Origin of the sequence: Rikenella microfusus DSM 15922, from assembly GCF_000427365.1 — a bacterium.
Classification (GTDB): Bacteria; Bacteroidota; Bacteroidia; order Bacteroidales; family Rikenellaceae; genus Rikenella; species Rikenella microfusus.
Genome location: NZ_KE386488.1, coordinates 790,121 through 806,669, shown reverse-complemented (window position 1 = coordinate 806,669; position 16,549 = coordinate 790,121). Strand labels below are relative to the sequence as shown.

The window sequence follows — 16,549 nt, the reverse complement described above, 5'->3', positions numbered from 1 at the left end:
AGGTGGACGATGCCATGACTGAAATCTCGGAGCTGAACCTCGTCGAACGCGTGGAACGCAACATAGAGCGCGTCCTGGCGCAGAACGCGGAACTGCGCGAAGCGAATGCGGGACTCGCCGCTGAAAACGCGAGGCTCGAAGCGGTGACGGCGGCTCAAGCTTCGGAGATCGAATCGCTCCGCACGCAATTGGACCGGCTCCTGCTGCGAAAATCCGTCACGGAAGTGGCGGGCGGCGTCCGGGCGGCCAAGGTGCGCATAAACCGGTTGCTGAAAGACGTGGATCGTTGCATCGCACTGATGAATAAGTAAATGCGGAACCGGAACGCCGCCCCTGATCCGGCCGGTCTTCTCCGTTTGGCAAAGAGGGAGAACGATCGCCGCGCGGGCACTCAGGACGGCACGGATCTTGCAGCAGATCATGTACACGAGGTATGGAACGGAAGATGATGAAGATAAGGGTAGAGATCGCCGAAAAGCCGTACCGACTGACCATACCTGCCGACGAAGAAGAGAAAGTGAGACGCGCCGCGAAGCACATCAAGGAGGAGATAGACGCCTTGAAACGCAATTACGACGCATCGCTGACCGAATACCTGGCCATGGCCGCCATGCGGATCTCCATCGAAAACGAGGAGAACAAGGAACGGCTCGAAATGGCTCCGGAAGCCCTGAAACTCAAGGCGCTCGCCTCGCAGCTCGACCGATGGGCCGAAGCCTGCGGAGAGAGAGGCGCCGAAACGGCACGGACCACGGCGCCGCCGATCGCGAAGCCCAAAGCCAGGCGGGGAAGGCCCCGAAAAAACACGGACAGCACACAGTGACGCTTTGAATGACCTGACGCGCCTTACGAGGCGCGAATCCGGGCGGCGGACTTTCCGGTCCCAAGCTCCGGAACAACGTTCTTTCGGGAAAAGATACCTTATAGCATACGACGGGGCACGGGAGGTTTTAACCATAACCTCCGGATGCCGCACTCTCATCCACCCAGCGCACCTTACCGGAGCCTGGCAGACAATCGGGAGAGCTTTGCGATCGATTCGCCGCGCCCGGGAATTACGACATCACTCCCCGCCCCGTTTTTATGATCCGGTATCCTTTTTTCCGGTACATACCAGAAGAAACCGAAAAATGCCCGCATGGTTTCCTTTTGCTTTGCGATACTCAACACTAACTACTTGGAGCATATAACTCTATGGACGTAGGACAGGCCTTGCCCCGCTTCGGCGGGTTCCCGCACTCCAAACGCCGCCCGGCGCGGCGGCGGGACGTTGGAAGTCCCAAATCCGCAGGCGGCTCCACCCATGATTTGACCGGAGTTTTCGTCAAACCATCGAAGGAAACCATGCTTTTTTTATGCCTTTTCGCGGCCCCCGGTCCGACATGTAAACGGAGTTGCGGCTGGTTACCGCCGATACCAGTGCGGAACAGCCGTAGATTTAAAACACTCCCGGCTTCTTACATTGGTATCGAAGTACGGGTAGAGACTGCCGACCCGGGAATGTACGATTTTCCGTTCCGACGGGAGTCGGGAACGGGGAATCGCATTTCCGGCGACTTCTTTGCTTACTTTTTGGTCGCGCAACCGACGCAGCAGCCGAGAGCCATCGGGCTTGCACGAATGGCCGAGGCGCAAGGAGGAAACCGTAGGTAAAAAAGTAAGTACCCCGCCGGCATGAGGCGTCCCGGAGAAACCGGTGCCCCCGCGGCATAAACGGGCGAAGAAAAACAAACGCCCGTCGGCGATAGAATACAATTAAAGCCTACGGTTATTTTTTATTCGGGTCGGGCGCCCGGGAGACCGCTCCGAGTTTACGAGGGTTGCGGGCCTCCCGTGGGGAGGCGTCCGGCCCGCCCGCTGACGCGGAAATTTAGTTTTACCATACGGTTTATTACCATGTTCTCCCTTAGTCAGGCCGGAGCCACCCCCGGCATAGGCCTACAAGCAGTCCACGCTGGCTCCGGGTTGCCGTTCCGGCTTCCTCCTGACGCCTCGGCCATACGAACGAGTTCGATGGCACTCGGCCGCTGCGCGGACGATTAACCGTACGATTTACCGCCGGAACGGATCGCCTCTGCCGCCTCTGTAACCCGCGCGGGAAAGAGAGAAGACCATACACAAACCAAATATAAACCAACACACTTAACCACACACGAATGGACATACTGATCATAGTGATAAGTGCCGTAATCGCCGCCGCGGTAGTCGGTTACGCCACTTACATGTTCACCTACAAATCGACCGAGAAGCGGCGCACCGCCATCCTGCGCGAAGCCGAACAGGACAGCGAGATGCTCAAGAAAGAGAAAATCCTCCAGGCCAAGGAGAAATTCCTCCAGATGAAAGCCGAGCACGAGAAACAGGTCGCCGAACGCAACACCCGCCTCCAGCAGATCGAAGCCAAGATCAAACAGCGCGAAAACCAGCTGAACCAGGAAGCCGACCAGCTGAACAAACGCGTGAAAGAATTCGAAAGCACCCGCGCCAAAGTCGAGAGCGAACTGCAATCGCTGGCCGGCCGCAAAGAAGAACTCGACCGCCTGACCAAAGAGCAGATCGTGAAACTGGAGCAGATCAGCGGCCTGTCGATCGACGAAGCCAAAGCGCAGCTGATCGAACAGCTCAAGTCCGAAGCCAAGACCGAGGCGATGGGTTACATCAACGACATCATCGACGAAGCAAAAATGACCGCCAATAAGGAAGCTAAAAAGATCGTGGTGCAAAGCATCCAGCGCGTGGCGACCGAAGCGGCCATCGAAAACTCCGTCACCGTATTCAATATCGACTCCGACGAAGTGAAAGGGCGCATCATCGGGCGCGAAGGGCGCAACATCCGTGCACTGGAAGCGGCTACCGGCGTGGAGATCATCGTGGACGACACCCCCGAAGCGATCATCCTCTCCGGTTTCGACCCCGTGCGGCGCGAAATCGCCCGTCTGGCTTTGCACCAGCTCGTCACCGACGGGCGCATCCACCCCGCCCGTATTGAAGAGGTGGTGGCCAAAGTGCAGAAGCAGATCGAAGAAGAGATCGTCGAAGTCGGCAAGCGCACCGCCATCGACCTGGGCATCCACGGACTGAACTCGGAACTGATCCGCCTGATCGGGAAGATGAAATACCGTTCGTCCTACGGCCAGAACCTGTTGCAGCATTCGCGCGAGGTGGCCAACCTGTCGGGTATCATGGCCGCCGAACTGGGGCTGAATCCCCAGCTGGCGCGCCGGGCCGGGTTGTTGCACGACATCGGCAAGGTGCCGGACGACGAGCCGGAACTGCCGCACGCTATCATCGGGATGAAACTGGCCGAGAAATTCAAGGAAAAACCGGAAGTGGTGAACGCTATCGGCGCGCACCACGACGAGATCGAGATGACCACCCTGATCGCCCCGATCGTGCAGGTGTGCGACGCCATTTCGGGAGCGCGTCCCGGAGCGCGGCGCGAAGTGGTCGAAAGCTACATCAAGCGCCTGAAAGAGATGGAAGAACTCGCCATGGCGCATCCGGGCGTGCTCAAAACCTATGCGATCCAGGCCGGCCGCGAGCTGCGCGTGATCGTCGGCAGCGAAAAGATCAGCGACCAGCAGGCCGAAATCCTTTCGCACGACATCGCCAAGAAGATTCAGGACGAAATGACCTATCCTGGTCAGGTGAAAATCACCGTGATCCGCGAAACGCGGTCGATCAGTTACGCGAAATAAGGCACCGGATTCCTGCGATTCCTACGGGGGCGGCGGTTTGTTAGAACCGCCGCCCTTTTTGCACGCTATTTGCACCGAGAGGGGAAAAACGAACGACTTACCGCTTATGAAAACCGTTAAAACCGCCCTGCTCGGCGCCGCCGTCCTGCTCGGCCTCTCCAACTTTCCGGCACAGGCTGCCGAACCTTGTACCCACGCCGTTTACCTCGGCCCGGACAATATGATCGTCACCGGCCGCACCATGGACTGGCGCGAAGAGATGCCCACCAACCTCTGGCTGCTGCCGCGGGGCATCGAACGCGTCAGCTACGACAAAGGGCCGCACCTGGCCTGGACCGCGAAATACGGCAGCGTAGCCGCTGTCTCCTACGACATCGGCACCTCCGAAGGAATGAACGAAAAAGGGCTTGTCGCCCAGCTGCTCTACCTGACCGAAAGCCGGTACGATCGCCCGGGAATCGATGACCGCCCCGTCATGGGCATGAGCATCTGGTGCCAGTGGGTGCTGGACAATTTCGCCACCGTATCGGAAGCCGTCGCCGAAATGCGCAAAGACAGTTTCCGCATCGATGCCCCTGCCATGCCCGGCGGCCAGGCTTCGACCATGCACATGGCCATCTCGGACAGTACCGGGAACAGTGCCATTATCGAGTACCTCGACGGGAAGATCAGTATCCACGAGGGACGCCAGTATCAGGTGCTGACCAATTCGCCTACCTACGACCGCCAGTTGGCCGTACGCGACTACTGGGCGCCCATCGGCGGCCTGAACATGATGCCGGGTACCAACAAATCTTCCGACCGTTTCGTTCGCGCCAGCTTCTATATCGACGCCGTGGAAAAGACCTCCGATCCGAAAGTCGCCGTAGCCAGCGTATTCAGCGTGATGCGTTCCGTGTCGGTGCCGCTGGGGATCTCCACGCCCGACCAGCCGAACAACTCTTCGACCCGCTGGCGGTCGGTCAGCGATCAGAAAAACAGGATCTACTACTTTGAAACCACCCTCGCCCCGGCGATCCTGTGGGTCGATTTGAAAGAAGCCGGCCTGGCTCCGGGCGCGCCCGTGAAAAAACTGACCCTGACCGGCGGCGAGGAATATGCCGGAGACGCTACGGCGAAATTCGTGGAGACGAAACCTTTCGAATTCCTGTTCGAACTGCCGGCCGGTTTCGGTCTGTAATCGGACAGAACATCCCGTTTGTTTCCGCCCCTGCTGCCGCACCGGCAGCAACGCCCGATGGCGACCGAGAATTTTCCGGCGTGCCCGAAAACTGCGGCCGCCGGCGGCGAAAGCCGGAAAATCGCTATCTTTGAGAGGCGATTATATACTTCGACCTGTTTGGAGGTATCTCCGATGCCTCCCTTTTCGGTTCCGCGCCGGACGTTTTGTCGTCCGGCGCGGAACCGAATGGGAAGCGAACCGGAGGGTGCGATAAGGTATATGATCGTCCTTTGAAAACCAAAAGACAAGGATATGCAACAGGTCAGAATGGCCGTCATCGGGTTGGGGTATGTCGGGCTGCCCCTTGCCGTCGAATTCGCCCGCCGGTATCCGGTAGTGGGGTTCGATATCAATACCCGCCGCGTGGAGGGGCTGAAAGGAGGGCACGATGCCACGCTCGAAGTATCGGACGACCAGCTGCGCGGAAGCGCCCTGCGGTTCACTTCCGATCCTGAAGAGATACGCTCCTGCAACGTCTATATCGTTACGGTACCGACGCCTATTACGGCGGACAAACGGCCCGACATGGCCCCGCTGCTCTCCGCGTCGGCCACCGTGGGCGGCGTCCTTTCGCCCGGCGATACCGTGATTTACGAATCGACCGTCTATCCGGGCGCCACCGAAGAGGTATGCGTGCCGGAGCTGGAGCGGGCGTCGGGACTGGTTTTCAACCGGGACTTTTTTGTCGGCTACTCTCCGGAACGGATCAACCCCGGGGACAAACAACATACTTTCGCCACCATCCGGAAAGTCACGTCGGGTTCCACGCCGCAGACGGCCGATTTCGTGGACGCGCTCTACAACAGCGTTCTGCGCAACGGCACTTTCAAGGCCTCGTCGCTCAAAGTGGCGGAAGCCTCCAAAATCATCGAAAACTGCCAGCGCGACATCAACATCTCGTTCTTCAACGAACTGGCGCTGATTTTCGACCGGCTGGACATCGATACCAAAGAGGTGATCGAAGCGGCGGCGACCAAATGGAATTTCATCAAGCTGATGCCCGGCCTCGTGGGAGGCCACTGCATCGGCGTGGATCCTTATTACCTGAAATGGAAGGCCGAACAGGTGGGTTACCTGACGGCCGTCATCAGCTCCGGCCGGCGGGTGAACGACTCGATGGGCGCGTTTGTGGCGGACAAAGTGGTCAAGCTGCTGATCGGACACGATTTCAAAGTGAAGAATGCCAAAGTGCTCGTGCTGGGGATCACTTTCAAAGAGAATTGCCCGGACATCCGGAATACCAAAGTGGTGGACGTGGTGAACGAGCTGCGCGAATTCCAGTGCGACGTGGACGTTTACGATCCCTGGGCATCGGCCGAGGAGGTGCGGCGCGAATACGGCATATCCCTACTGCCCGGTCTGGATGCGGCCGGAGGCAGATACGACGCGGTGGTATTGGCCGTGGCGCACCGACAGTTCCTCGAAACCGATATCCGGCAGTTGTTGAGCGGCCCCACGGCGGTCGTTTACGATATCAAGGGCGTTCTGCCCAAAGAGATCATTACGGCCCGATTGTAATACGGTCTTCCCTTTTACCCAAATTTTTCAAGGCTTTCGGCGCAATGAAAGGAATCGTACTGGCCGGCGGATCGGGTACCCGTCTTTATCCGATCACCAAAGGCGTGAGCAAGCAATTGCTCCCGATTTACGACAAACCGATGATCTATTACCCCGTTTCCGTCCTGATGCTGGCGGGAATCCGGGAGATCCTCGTCATATCGACCCCCCACGACCTGCCGGGATTCCGCAGGCTGTTGGGGGACGGCTCCGATTACGGCGTGCGGTTCGAATACGCCGAACAACCCTCGCCGGACGGTTTGGCCCAGGCGTTCATTATCGGCGAGAAGTTCATCGGGAACGATGCCGTCTGTCTGGTGTTGGGCGACAATATCTTTTTCGGACAAGGTTTCTCCGCTATGTTGCGCGAGGCTGTCGCGGCGGCGGAGAACGCGCAGGCCCCTAAAGCGACGATCTTCGGGTACTGGGTGAGCGATCCGGAACGGTACGGCGTGGTTTCGTTCGATAAGGAGGGGAACGCCGAAACGCTGGAAGAGAAACCGGCCCGCCCGAAATCCAACTATGCGGTCGTCGGCCTCTATTTTTACCCGAACCGGGTGGTCGAGGTAGCCAAAAATATCAAGCCTTCGGCCCGCGGCGAGCTGGAGATTACGACGGTCAATGAACGGTTCCTGCGCGACAACCAGCTGAAAGTGCAGCTTCTGGGGCGGGGATTCGCCTGGCTGGACACGGGGACGCACGATTCGTTGTCGGAGGCTTCGACGTTCATCGAAGTGATCGAAAAACGCCAGGGCCTGAAGGTGGCCTGTCTGGAGGGAATCGCTTACGACAAAGGCTGGATCACGGCGCAGAAGCTGCGGGAGATCGCGCAGCCGATGGCGAAGAACCAATACGGGCAGTATCTGCTTTCCCGAATCAGGGAGGAGGAATAACCGATGAGCGAGATACGTATTCTGCAAGGGGGCATATTCCGCGACCACCGGGGGGAGCTGGCGCACGTGAATGATTTTCATCTGGAAGGCGCCCACCGTTACTATGTCATCAAACATGACAGCACGGAAGTCATCCGCGGCTGGCACGGGCACCGGTTCGAGGCCAAATGGTTCCAATGCCTGCGGGGAGGGTTCCGCCTGGCGTTCGTCCAGCCGGACGACTGGGAGCATCCGTCGCCGGATCTCGTCCCGGAAGTGTTCACGCTGACGGCGGAACGGAGCGAATTGCTGTGCCTGCCGGCGGGGTATGCGAACTGCATCCGGGCTACGGAACCGGACAGCATCCTGCTGGTCTTTTCGGGCAAGGTGCTGGATGAGGCGGTGCACGACAGCTGGCGCTGGGAACCCGCCATGTGGGGCGGCAATACCATTTAACCGTTCGTTTATCCGGTACATTGAGTTTGAGGCAACCGTTCTTTCTTTTCCAAGAAAGAACCAAAAAGATTTTCGAGCAGCCTGCACGCCTCGAGTTCCGGGATTCCATTTCGTCCGATACAAGCTGAGGTTCGGCCTGTCGCCCTCCCCCCGTGGCGCAGAGCGCCAGGGCGACAAGGCCGGCGGTTCTGCGAACCGCAAAACAATAGGTTCTCGTTCCGATCGAAAATCCTGAAGAAAAGGATACCTGCCAAACTCAGGGGATACGATCTCAAAAAATTAGAGCTCGTCTTTCTTCTGAGGCCTCGACCATTCGAACAATCGGCTGCCGCCTCGGTGGTTTACAAAAAGAACAGGACTCTCAAACCTCAACCATACGGATAAACGAACCGTAAACGATATAGGATGGCAAAATTCAGAAAGACAGAGACCCCGATCGAAGGATTGATCGTGATCGAACCGACCGTATTCGGCGACGAACGCGGTTTTTTCATGGAAACATACGCCAAGCGGGAATACGACGCTCTGTTCGGTTGGGAAATAGAATTCGTGCAGGACAATCACAGCAAATCCCGGCGCGGCGTACTGCGCGGACTGCATTTCCAACGGCAACACGCCCAGGGCAAACTGATCCGCGTCGTGGCCGGAGCCGTTTACGACGTCGCCGTGGACCTGCGCCCCGGCAGCGCCACTTACGGCCGATGGTACGGCGTAGAGCTGACCGCGGAAAACAAACGGCAATTTTATGTGCCGCCGCATTTCGCCCACGGATTCCTGACCCTGGCCGACGACACCGAATTCCTGTACAAATGCACCGACTACTACCACCCCGAATTCGACGGCGGCATAAGGTGGAACGACCCGCAGATCGGCGTGGACTGGAAACTGGAACATTACGGATTCACGGAAAGCAAACTCCTGCTTTCCGACAAAGACCGCGTGCAACCCCTGCTCGAAGAGCTGTAATCCGCCGTTTCCCCGTATAAAAGCGCACACGACAACGGCATTATCGGCCGAATCCGGCCGATAATGCCGTTATTATTTTACAAGCCCAAACACTCCCTGCCGGCATAAGCCGAAAGCGGGTCGGAAACAGGGGGCATTCTCCGGAGTATCCCGCACCGCCCCGGGCGACGAAATCAAAGGGCGATGTCTTCGGTCGAGATATAACCGTGCATCAGGGCGTAAAGCGTCAGCCCCGAAATCGTTTTGATCCCCAGCTTCGCCGTAATGTTCTTGCGATGCGTGAGTACCGTATTGAGGCTGATATTCAACCGGTCCGCAATCTCCTTGTTGATCGCTCCGCTCACCACCAATTGCAGCACCTGCACCTCGCGTGCCGAAAGTTCGTCCGAAGAGACCTCTTCCGGAGAACGGTCCGAAGCCAGCGTCCGGCCGATCCCCTCCAGCAGATTCTCCAGCGTGTCGCCCGTACCTATGAGCCGCGGCGTATCGCCCCCCGTCGCGACGATGTCCCCCTTTCCCGGTATCAATACCACGCATTGGTTCCGCCGGGGCAGGAAAAAATCGACATTCGCCGCAAAAGTGGCGCTGTCCGTAAAATACCAGTCGTAGTAATTTCCTCCCGTGCACAAAACGCCGCCCACCCCGGCGAAGCTTTCCACCTCCACCGGCGAGAAATAACGCTCCAAGACCGCCGTCATGCCGGCCCCTTGCAGCAGATCGGGCAGAATCACGGCTACCCGCGGCATAAGGCACTGATAATAGGGGTCAGAATGCGGTCGCGGATCCGGTTGTGCTGCCGGATGTCCCGCTCGATGCTGCCGATGGCGAAAATCACCGCATAAGCCAGGTTGTCGTTATATTGTCCGCACAGATGGCGTACCATGATGCTGCGCAGGTCGCGCAACTGATTCACCGCAGGGTCCTCTTCGTCCGTGTCGGGAACCGGCGGGACATGCGCGCGCGCGCCCTGCGCCGCATCCCCCGAACTCAAAGCCAGGCAGTACGGGAACCACTCTTTCGTATCGTATTCGATCGCCGCGGTCAGGCTCTCCTTGAACCGGGCGAAAAACCGGCCGATCAGGGCGAGGTTCTTGTTCTCGCCTTCGCCGCTGGCGATCAGCGAGCCGAGGTGCCGTTCGATATTGGGCAGCTGCGAATGCAGATAATAGGCATTCGTTTTGGTCAGATAATCGACGATCTGGCTGACATGGAACGATTTGAGCTTCTGCTCCGGGAAATATTCTTCGAACAGGTAGGTATTCATCAGAGTCAGCATGAAGCCCGCGTCGATGCCGTGTTCGGCACAGACCGTCGCGACGGACTTGTCCCCCAGCCCCAGCCGGATACCGAACCGGCTGACCAGCGGAATCAGGGTCGAATGTTGTTCCAGCGCCGTGCTGAGCGGCGTGTCGGGTGTCAGTAATGCCATACCGTAAAGGTAAGCATTTTTCTTTTTCCCGTCCCGCAGACCGGAGAATGCCGTTCTTTTTGCGAATCGTTCCTGTCGATTCCCCAAGCGGCAATGGAAAAATAATTATCTTTACGGATATGAAATACAGCATAGCCCTGTCGCTCGTGCCACGGGTCGGCAGTAAGAACATGCGGCGGCTGTTGGCCGCCTTCGGCAGCGCCGAAGCCGTCATGAATGCCGGCGCTGAGCGGCTGACGGAGGCGGGGGCTTCGCCGCGCGTGGTGCAGGAGATCGCTTCCGGCCGGAGTATCCCGCGAGCCATGAGTATTATCGATATTTGCGAACGCACCGGCGTGCGGGTGCTCACGCTCGGCATGCCCGATTTTCCGCGGGCTTTCGCCGAATGCCCCGACGCCCCGTGCCTCCTGTATGTGCGCGGCGGCATCGATTTCAACAGCGGCAAATGGCTCTCGATAGTCGGTACCCGGAACGCCACCCCGGAGGGGATCGCCGCCACCGGGCGGGTGGTACGGGACCTTGCCTTGCTTTATCCCGATACCGTAGTCGTGAGCGGTCTGGCTTTCGGCATCGACAAAGCCGCGCACTGCGCCGCCCTTCAATACGGTCTGAAGACCGTCGCCGTCATGGCGGGCTGGGTGGACGACATCGTTCCCCGGAGCCATTATTACCTGGCCCGGCAGATCCTGGAAACGGGCGGGGCGATCGTCTCGGACATGCCGCCCGGAACCGTCATCGACCGCGGCAACTTCCTGAGCCGCAACCGGCTGGTAGCCGGCCTGAGCGATGCGACCGTCGTCGTGGAATCGGCCGCCAAAGGCGGTTCGCTGGTTACGGCGGATATCGCCGTGAGTTACGGCAAAGAGTTGTTCGCCCTGCCCGGCGCCATCGATTCCCCGATGAGCGAAGGTACGAACATGCTGATTCGTTCCAACAAGGCGATCATGTACCAGAGCGCCGAAGACATAGCGCTCGCTTTGGGTTGGAAACGCGCTGCGGCTGCGCCGCCGGCGACAGCTCTGGCGCCGCGGTTGCGGCAGGCATACGAGGATTTTCCCGACGGGGCGCGGCTCGATGCCGAAAGCCTCGCCGAATTGTGGAACGTGCCGCTGTGGGAAGCCTCCAGCATTGTGGGACAGCTCCGGGCCAAAGGGTTGCTGGCGGCGGACCCATACCGGTGCTATTACAAGATCTGATCCGATCCGGTTCGTCGCCCGGACGTTTTTTGGCCCGGAGCCGCAACGTACGGGCGACCGAAGCCCCAATACCTACATGATAACATGATTCGGATCATCCCGCGAGGGGACCGCTTATACGTCGGAATCGCGGTCCTAAGGGAAAAGAGAAGTGGCGCCCGGTATCAGCGGGCGGGGCGACCGGCCCCCTGCCGGAAATAGATCAGCAGCGAGCAGACGATCAGCGCCATCCCGACTACCGTACTGACCGAAGGTTTCTCCCCGGCTATCATCGCCCAGCTCAGCACCGCGCCCAGTACGGGGTTGATAAGCCGGCACATGTTGATGTCCGAGACTTTGGTTCCGGGCGTGCGCAGGGCGGTGAACCAGAAACTGAAAGCGAAAACGGAGACGAAGATAAGTACGCCCAAAGCGCCGTAGAAACCGGCGGGCAATCCGATGAACGGGTAGTAGCCTTCGACCCCCAGCCCCACGCCGTAGATCATCAGCCCCCCGAAAAACATTTGCACGGCGTTCAGGAACACCGGATCGACCTTGCCGCTCTCTTCCGACACGCGGATCGCCGCCCAGCCTTGCAGGACGATATTCAGCAGCAACAGCAAGATTCCCAGCAAACCCCGCGCGTCCAGCGGCTTCCCGTCGTTGCCCGTCCCCACGATCAGTAGCAGTCCGGCCAGCGATACGAACAGGGCCGCGATTTTACGCCCGGTCAGTTTGTCGTTTCGGGCTATGAAATGCGCCAGCAGCACGTTCACGAGCGGCGTAACGCCCATCACGATGGAAGATATGGCGCTGCTGACCAGGTCCACCCCGAAATAAAACGCCGTGTAGCCCATGAACATGTTGATCAAAATCAGGTTCAGGAACAGTTTGCGGTGGGCGCGCAACCCCTCCCAGGTTCCGGCCAGGCGGGTGTAGACCAGCAAAATAATCCCCACGGTGGCGAATCGCAGACCGGCAAAATTCATCGGAGCCATGTCGTAAGACAGGCCCGCTTTGATAAACGGATTGACGATGGCCCACAGCACCGATGCGGCTATGGCTAACCAGAGACCCTTGCCGATTCTCATACCCGGCGCGCGTTATTCGGCAGATGCGGTTCCGCCGTCCTGCGGCGTATCGGCCAGCAGCGATTTGACGACGACGATCCCTACCGCCAGAAAACCGCCGAGGAAAGCGAACGCTATGAAAATCATCGCTTTTTTCGGAGAAGCGGCGTGGTCGGGCACGATCGCCGGTTCCACCACCGTAGCGATCGGGGTCTCTTCCTGCAATTTGATTTTGGTGACCTCGACCTGCGAAGCGGTCTGGTTCCAGACGTTGTAGGCCAGATTGCGCTCGTTGCGCAAGCGCTCGATCCGTACGCGGAGCGACTCCGAAGAGATGGTCCGGTTCTGGTCTATGGCCTGGGCCAGCCGGTCTTCCGCTTCATAATACCGGGCCTGCGCTTCCGCATTCTGGCGGATATTCTGTTCCAGGTCGTGCCGCGTTTTCCGCGTCCGGTAAGCGGTCATGTATTTCTGGAGTTTCGAGACCAGCGAATCGGCTACCACGGCCGACACGAGCGGATCCTGCATGGTCACTTCGGCAGCCAGCATCGAAGATTTCTTGTCTTCCTCCACGGAAAGCATGCCGCTCAGCGCCCCGACAAACCCTTTGTATGCGCCCGGCAGGTTGAACATATCCACCGAATCGACCGGCGGCAGCCGCTCTTCCTGCCGATCCCGCCCGATCGACAACACCCATCCTACGGCCTGCCCGGGGAAAGCCGTGATGTATTTCCACCACGCTTTTTTCTGATGTTCCGTCACGTATTCGAACAGCGTCATCCGTTCGCCCGGCGTATTTGCCTTTTTGGGTGTCAGGGTTACCGGTATTTCTGCGAATTCCAGCAGGAACGGCGTGCTTTTGACGATATCGGGAAATATCTCCGGGGTGATCCCCTCCGTCGCGCCGCCTGCGTTCAGATTGATTCCCGCCATGGCCGCCAGCCCGGCCATCCCGCCCGACGTACCTCCTCCGGTTTTGCTTTCCGGAGCCATTTTGATCGTGGTCACGTACGTTTTCGGAATGCTGAACCCGATCACCAGCCCCGCGACCGCCCCGATCGCGGCGTATTTCACGATGCGCATGCGTGCATCCCACACCGTGCGGAGCAATGCCAGCAAGTCGATCTCTTTTTCTTTGTCCGTTCCGGATACGGGTCGTTCCTGAGTCATCGTATTTAAAGCGCTTGAATGTTCTTCGGACAAAGATAGCGATTTTGTCCCGGATAACCGGGTTTTTCGTATTCCGGCCCCGGCAGTCGCCCGTCGCCGGATTCCGCGGCAAACTTTTTCAGACCGGTCGCAAATTATTTCCGGCGATCCGGGCATAATAAATTGGCTGCGAAAGATGCCCGCTTAATTTTGAAAACGGATCGGGATATTTTTCAAATTATTTATACTATGGACAAACGGTATTTTTTAAGATACAGGCAGTCGGCCTCAGCCTATGCCGCGCCGCACCGGCGGATACGCCCGGGCTGGCGGGACGCTTTTTCCGGGGACGCGGGACTGGCCGCGGCATCGGAAAACGCCGGATTGCAGCAATCTATCTTCATCAAGGAGAAAGAGCGTTTCCGGAAAATCGACTTTCAGACGATTCTGTTCGTGGAAGCGCTCGGCAGTTATTGCTGCGTGCACCTGGACGGCGGTCATGACATGACGCTTTCGTTCACCCTGGCCGAAATCACGCCCAAATTGCAGTCGGGCGCGTTTCTGCGGGTCCATCGTTCCTATATCGTCAATATCGACCGGATCGATGCTTTTATCGGCAATACGCTTTGCATCGGACAGCACCGGATCCCGGTCAGCAAACAGCACCGCAGCGAGGTGATGCGGAAATTCAACATTCTCGGAAGCGCCCGGTAAGGCCGTTCGGCAACCGGCAGGGGCCGTTCGCAAACAAGAGTTGCCGCTGCTTCCGCCGCCGCCCTACCTTAGCGCCGTAAGCTTACGATTCTCACCATTGTTTATCATCCGGCCGCCGCAAGCGCGGCCGCAAACACACACGATTATGGCAATCGACACGACTCCCTCGAAGGTGGCATCGGACGCCCTGTCGGCGATCCCCTTCGGCAACATCATCGGCGGCCCGCTCACGGCCTGCATCGACGCGCAGGCGCTGGCCGCCCAGACGACCTGGCAATTCATTCAGAACGTCGGTCTGAACACCGACCCGAAAACCGGAGAGAAAAAAGCGGTTACGGTCGCTTTCCAATTCATGCGAGACGGGAAAATGGCCCAGCTCAACGTCCCGTTGCTGACCATCGTTCCGATCCCGTACATCGCGATCCAGACCATCGACATCAGTTTCAAGGCCAACATCAGCGCCAGTTCGTCCAGCTCCTCCATGGAAAGCAAGAGCGAAGACGTCAGCGCCGGCATCAACGGCAGCGCCAGCCTGAACCTGGGGCTGTTCAAAGTCAATGCGGGTTTCAACGCCAGTTATTCGAGCAAGAAGGACTCCAAAGCGACGCAGGATTCGCAGTACAGCGTGGAATACACCATGGATGTGGCCGTACACGCCGGACAGGACGGAATGCCGGCCGGGCTGGCCAAAGTGCTGGAGATTCTCGGCAACAGCCTCAATGTCAGCGACCCGGGCGGCGCACTGGACGTCAGCAGCCAATTGCTCAAGGGCGAGAAGGGACATCCGGAGCAACTGATCGCCACGTTCAAGAACAGCGAAGGCAAATTCGAACCGGAAAAGATCGTCGTAATCGGAGGTTCGACGCCACTCCAGGGTTCGGTACAGGGCAACAGCGCCGTGTTCGAACTGCCGGTGAACGAGAAGGAAACGGTCTATATCGTATCGGTCAAGGGGGCGGACAAGACGGTCAAGGTGCGTACCGTGGATACGATTTCGGCCGACAAGGAACGCGAAACGGCCCGCCTGCAACGCGAGCAGGAGCGCCGCCTGCGCCTCGACCAGATGGAGAAAGACCTCGCCGCACAGCGACAGGCGGCGGAGGCGGCCGAAGAGAAACGGGCGGCGGAACGGGCCGCGCAGTTACAGGCGGCCGAAGAGCAGACCCGCAAAGACGACGAGGCGAAACAAGCGGCCGATGGGCAGCAACCGGGCGGTAATTGATCCGGACGATTATATATCCGATAGGTATATACGATTTTACTCCGGACCGGGCAACGATCTTCCCGATCGGCGATGAGTGGCCGCCGGGCACGCGCCCGGCGGCCGATATCCGGGTACGAGGTTGTGCGGTTCCGGCGGTACCGCCGGAACCGATTGAAGAAAACGCCGCCCGACTGCGGGCAACATCGTATATACCTGCTTTCATTCATCTGACTTCTTTTGTCTTATGGCACAGTTGAACAGCCTGATCGGGTCGGTGTTGCGCGACATTATCCGCGCCCAACACGAGGCCAACCTGTATTCCCTTTCGCTCCGCGAAGCATACGGGGCGCAGGGCGAAGCACGCGATTTCCGCGTGCCGGGCGCTTTGCTGGGGGAGCTGGAACTCAGCCTTCAGTATGCGGTGCGCAGTACGGATGTCCGGCATGAAGAGGCCGAGACCGATTATCCGGCTCTGCGCCGTTTTTTCGGCGAGCTTGCACAGCAACTGGCCCGTACCGCGCTGACCGGCGTGGCGACCACCGCTTCGTCGGCCGATGCGGAGGATCCGGAGGGGCTGAATCTGCTGCTCGGCCAGGAGCGGGATCTGGAGCGGGGATTCGGACCGTTTCTGGGCCGTAAGATCGGAGAGGGGCTGAACGCCCGTGCCACAGAACTGCTCCGGGCCGACGGAAGCCTCGATACGGACTTGCTGGTCGAAAACGTTATGAAGACCGTCGATACGCATTTGTTACGCAATCCGGATCTCGAACGCCTGTTCGCCCAGGAGGACGGGAACGGAGAACTGAGGCAGAAAGCGCGGACGAATCTGCTGACGATAATGACGGTGCTGGTCGCCAAGCGGGTCAAGGACTATAATTTCGTTCGCCGGAAAGTTTTCTCCACGCAGGAGATCATCGTTACGGCGGACGAATTGAAAAAAGTTCCTGCCGCTGCGATCCAGACGCTCCGTATCCGGGTCTCGCCCAATGGCTATCTGCCGGACGAACCTGTTGTCGATCCCGAAATACCTGAATAAT

The 16,549-nt window shown here is 58.8% G+C and carries 16 protein-coding genes; 12 read left to right on the top strand and 4 right to left on the bottom strand.

Going from position 1 to position 16,549, the window contains the following annotated elements; translation table 11 throughout:
* Nucleotides 1-14: 14 nt before the first annotated feature.
* The 8 genes from RIKMI_RS0104565 (at nt 15) to rfbC (ending at nt 8,771) form a co-directional block, all read left to right on the top strand.
* Nucleotides 15-311 (top strand): hypothetical protein, encoded by a 297-nt coding sequence (locus RIKMI_RS0104565; protein WP_027290628.1) that lies wholly within the window; start codon nt 15-17, stop codon nt 309-311.
* 122 nt (nt 312-433) lie between these two features.
* Nucleotides 434-823, top strand: a complete 390-nt coding sequence (locus RIKMI_RS13040; RefSeq protein ID WP_051214347.1) for a cell division protein ZapA — start codon at nt 434-436, stop codon at nt 821-823.
* A 1,333-nt stretch (nt 824-2,156) separates the two neighbouring features.
* Nucleotides 2,157-3,698 (top strand): ribonuclease Y, encoded by a 1,542-nt coding sequence (gene rny, locus RIKMI_RS0104550; RefSeq protein WP_027290627.1) that lies wholly within the window; start codon nt 2,157-2,159, stop codon nt 3,696-3,698.
* Nucleotides 3,699-3,804: 106 nt separating this feature from the next.
* Nucleotides 3,805-4,878 carry a linear amide C-N hydrolase gene (locus RIKMI_RS0104545; RefSeq protein ID WP_027290626.1) on the top strand — a complete coding sequence of 358 codons (1,074 nt, stop codon included), beginning with the start codon at nt 3,805-3,807 and terminating at the stop codon, nt 4,876-4,878.
* 294 nt (nt 4,879-5,172) lie between these two features.
* Entirely contained in the window at nt 5,173-6,438 is a 1,266-nt protein-coding gene (locus RIKMI_RS0104540; RefSeq protein WP_027290625.1) for a nucleotide sugar dehydrogenase, read from the top strand.
* A gap of 44 nt (nt 6,439-6,482) precedes the next feature.
* Nucleotides 6,483-7,370: a glucose-1-phosphate thymidylyltransferase RfbA gene (rfbA, locus tag RIKMI_RS0104535; protein ID WP_027290624.1), complete on the top strand. Its 888-nt coding sequence runs from the start codon at nt 6,483-6,485 to the stop codon at nt 7,368-7,370.
* Between the two features lie 3 nt (nt 7,371-7,373).
* Entirely contained in the window at nt 7,374-7,805 is a 432-nt protein-coding gene (locus RIKMI_RS0104530; RefSeq protein ID WP_027290623.1) for a dTDP-6-deoxy-3,4-keto-hexulose isomerase, read from the top strand.
* Between the two features lie 405 nt (nt 7,806-8,210).
* Entirely contained in the window at nt 8,211-8,771 is a 561-nt protein-coding gene (gene rfbC / locus RIKMI_RS0104525) for a dTDP-4-dehydrorhamnose 3,5-epimerase (RefSeq protein ID WP_027290622.1), read from the top strand.
* A gap of 173 nt (nt 8,772-8,944) precedes the next feature.
* Here rfbC and RIKMI_RS0104520 read toward each other — a convergent pair whose 3' ends face one another.
* Nucleotides 8,945-9,517: a response regulator transcription factor gene (locus tag RIKMI_RS0104520; RefSeq protein ID WP_027290621.1), complete on the bottom strand. Its 573-nt coding sequence runs from the start codon at nt 9,515-9,517 to the stop codon at nt 8,945-8,947.
* Entirely contained in the window at nt 9,505-10,200 is a 696-nt protein-coding gene (locus RIKMI_RS0104515) for a hypothetical protein (protein ID WP_027290620.1), read from the bottom strand. The genes RIKMI_RS0104520 and RIKMI_RS0104515 overlap by 13 nt, the downstream gene beginning before the upstream one ends.
* Nucleotides 10,201-10,319: 119 nt before the next feature.
* Here RIKMI_RS0104515 and dprA point away from each other — a divergent pair, with 119 nt between their 5' ends.
* The gene (gene dprA, locus RIKMI_RS0104510) at nt 10,320-11,396 is read left to right on the top strand and encodes a DNA-processing protein DprA (RefSeq protein WP_027290619.1); all 1,077 of its coding nucleotides are present in this window, start codon (nt 10,320-10,322) and stop codon (nt 11,394-11,396) included.
* Between the two features lie 164 nt (nt 11,397-11,560).
* On the opposite strand, the gene RIKMI_RS0104505 is transcribed toward dprA, so the two are convergent.
* Nucleotides 11,561-12,460, bottom strand: a complete 900-nt coding sequence (locus RIKMI_RS0104505) for a DMT family transporter (RefSeq protein ID WP_027290618.1) — start codon at nt 12,458-12,460, stop codon at nt 11,561-11,563.
* A gap of 18 nt (nt 12,461-12,478) precedes the next feature.
* A complete protein-coding gene (locus tag RIKMI_RS13035; RefSeq protein ID WP_037291503.1) occupies nt 12,479-13,615 on the bottom strand; it encodes a Wzz/FepE/Etk N-terminal domain-containing protein in 1,137 nt (378 codons plus the stop codon).
* Between the two features lie 228 nt (nt 13,616-13,843).
* Between RIKMI_RS13035 and RIKMI_RS13030 the strand changes: the two genes are divergently transcribed.
* From RIKMI_RS13030 to RIKMI_RS0104480, 3 genes are all read left to right on the top strand, one after another.
* Nucleotides 13,844-14,308 (top strand): LytR/AlgR family response regulator transcription factor, encoded by a 465-nt coding sequence (locus tag RIKMI_RS13030; protein ID WP_051214346.1) that lies wholly within the window; start codon nt 13,844-13,846, stop codon nt 14,306-14,308.
* Nucleotides 14,309-14,453: 145 nt separating this feature from the next.
* Nucleotides 14,454-15,530, top strand: coding sequence for a DUF2589 domain-containing protein (locus RIKMI_RS13025; RefSeq protein ID WP_084135175.1), 1,077 nt, complete (start codon nt 14,454-14,456; stop codon nt 15,528-15,530).
* A 226-nt stretch (nt 15,531-15,756) separates the two neighbouring features.
* A complete protein-coding gene (locus tag RIKMI_RS0104480; protein WP_027290617.1) occupies nt 15,757-16,548 on the top strand; it encodes a hypothetical protein in 792 nt (263 codons plus the stop codon).
* Nucleotide 16,549: the final 1 nt, after the last annotated feature.

What these genes read in the sequence shown, in the direction of transcription:
- RIKMI_RS13025 (WP_084135175.1), top strand. Translation starts at nt 14,454, where the DNA reads ATGGCAATCGACACGACTCCCTCGAAGGTGGCATCGGACGCCCTGTCG.
- RIKMI_RS13040 (WP_051214347.1), top strand. Translation starts at nt 434, where the DNA reads ATGGAACGGAAGATGATGAAGATAAGGGTAGAGATCGCCGAAAAGCCG.
- RIKMI_RS0104480 (WP_027290617.1), top strand. Translation starts at nt 15,757, where the DNA reads ATGGCACAGTTGAACAGCCTGATCGGGTCGGTGTTGCGCGACATTATC.
- rny (WP_027290627.1), top strand. Translation starts at nt 2,157, where the DNA reads ATGGACATACTGATCATAGTGATAAGTGCCGTAATCGCCGCCGCGGTA.
- dprA (WP_027290619.1), top strand. Translation starts at nt 10,320, where the DNA reads ATGAAATACAGCATAGCCCTGTCGCTCGTGCCACGGGTCGGCAGTAAG.
- rfbC (WP_027290622.1), top strand. Translation starts at nt 8,211, where the DNA reads ATGGCAAAATTCAGAAAGACAGAGACCCCGATCGAAGGATTGATCGTG.
- RIKMI_RS13030 (WP_051214346.1), top strand. Translation starts at nt 13,844, where the DNA reads ATGGACAAACGGTATTTTTTAAGATACAGGCAGTCGGCCTCAGCCTAT.
- RIKMI_RS0104515 (WP_027290620.1), bottom strand. Translation starts at nt 10,200, where the DNA reads ATGGCATTACTGACACCCGACACGCCGCTCAGCACGGCGCTGGAACAA.
- RIKMI_RS0104545 (WP_027290626.1), top strand. Translation starts at nt 3,805, where the DNA reads ATGAAAACCGTTAAAACCGCCCTGCTCGGCGCCGCCGTCCTGCTCGGC.
- rfbA (WP_027290624.1), top strand. Translation starts at nt 6,483, where the DNA reads ATGAAAGGAATCGTACTGGCCGGCGGATCGGGTACCCGTCTTTATCCG.
- RIKMI_RS0104530 (WP_027290623.1), top strand. Translation starts at nt 7,374, where the DNA reads ATGAGCGAGATACGTATTCTGCAAGGGGGCATATTCCGCGACCACCGG.
- RIKMI_RS13035 (WP_037291503.1), bottom strand. Translation starts at nt 13,615, where the DNA reads ATGACTCAGGAACGACCCGTATCCGGAACGGACAAAGAAAAAGAGATC.
- RIKMI_RS0104520 (WP_027290621.1), bottom strand. Translation starts at nt 9,517, where the DNA reads ATGCCGCGGGTAGCCGTGATTCTGCCCGATCTGCTGCAAGGGGCCGGC.
- RIKMI_RS0104540 (WP_027290625.1), top strand. Translation starts at nt 5,173, where the DNA reads ATGCAACAGGTCAGAATGGCCGTCATCGGGTTGGGGTATGTCGGGCTG.
- RIKMI_RS0104565 (WP_027290628.1), top strand. Translation starts at nt 15, where the DNA reads ATGACTGAAATCTCGGAGCTGAACCTCGTCGAACGCGTGGAACGCAAC.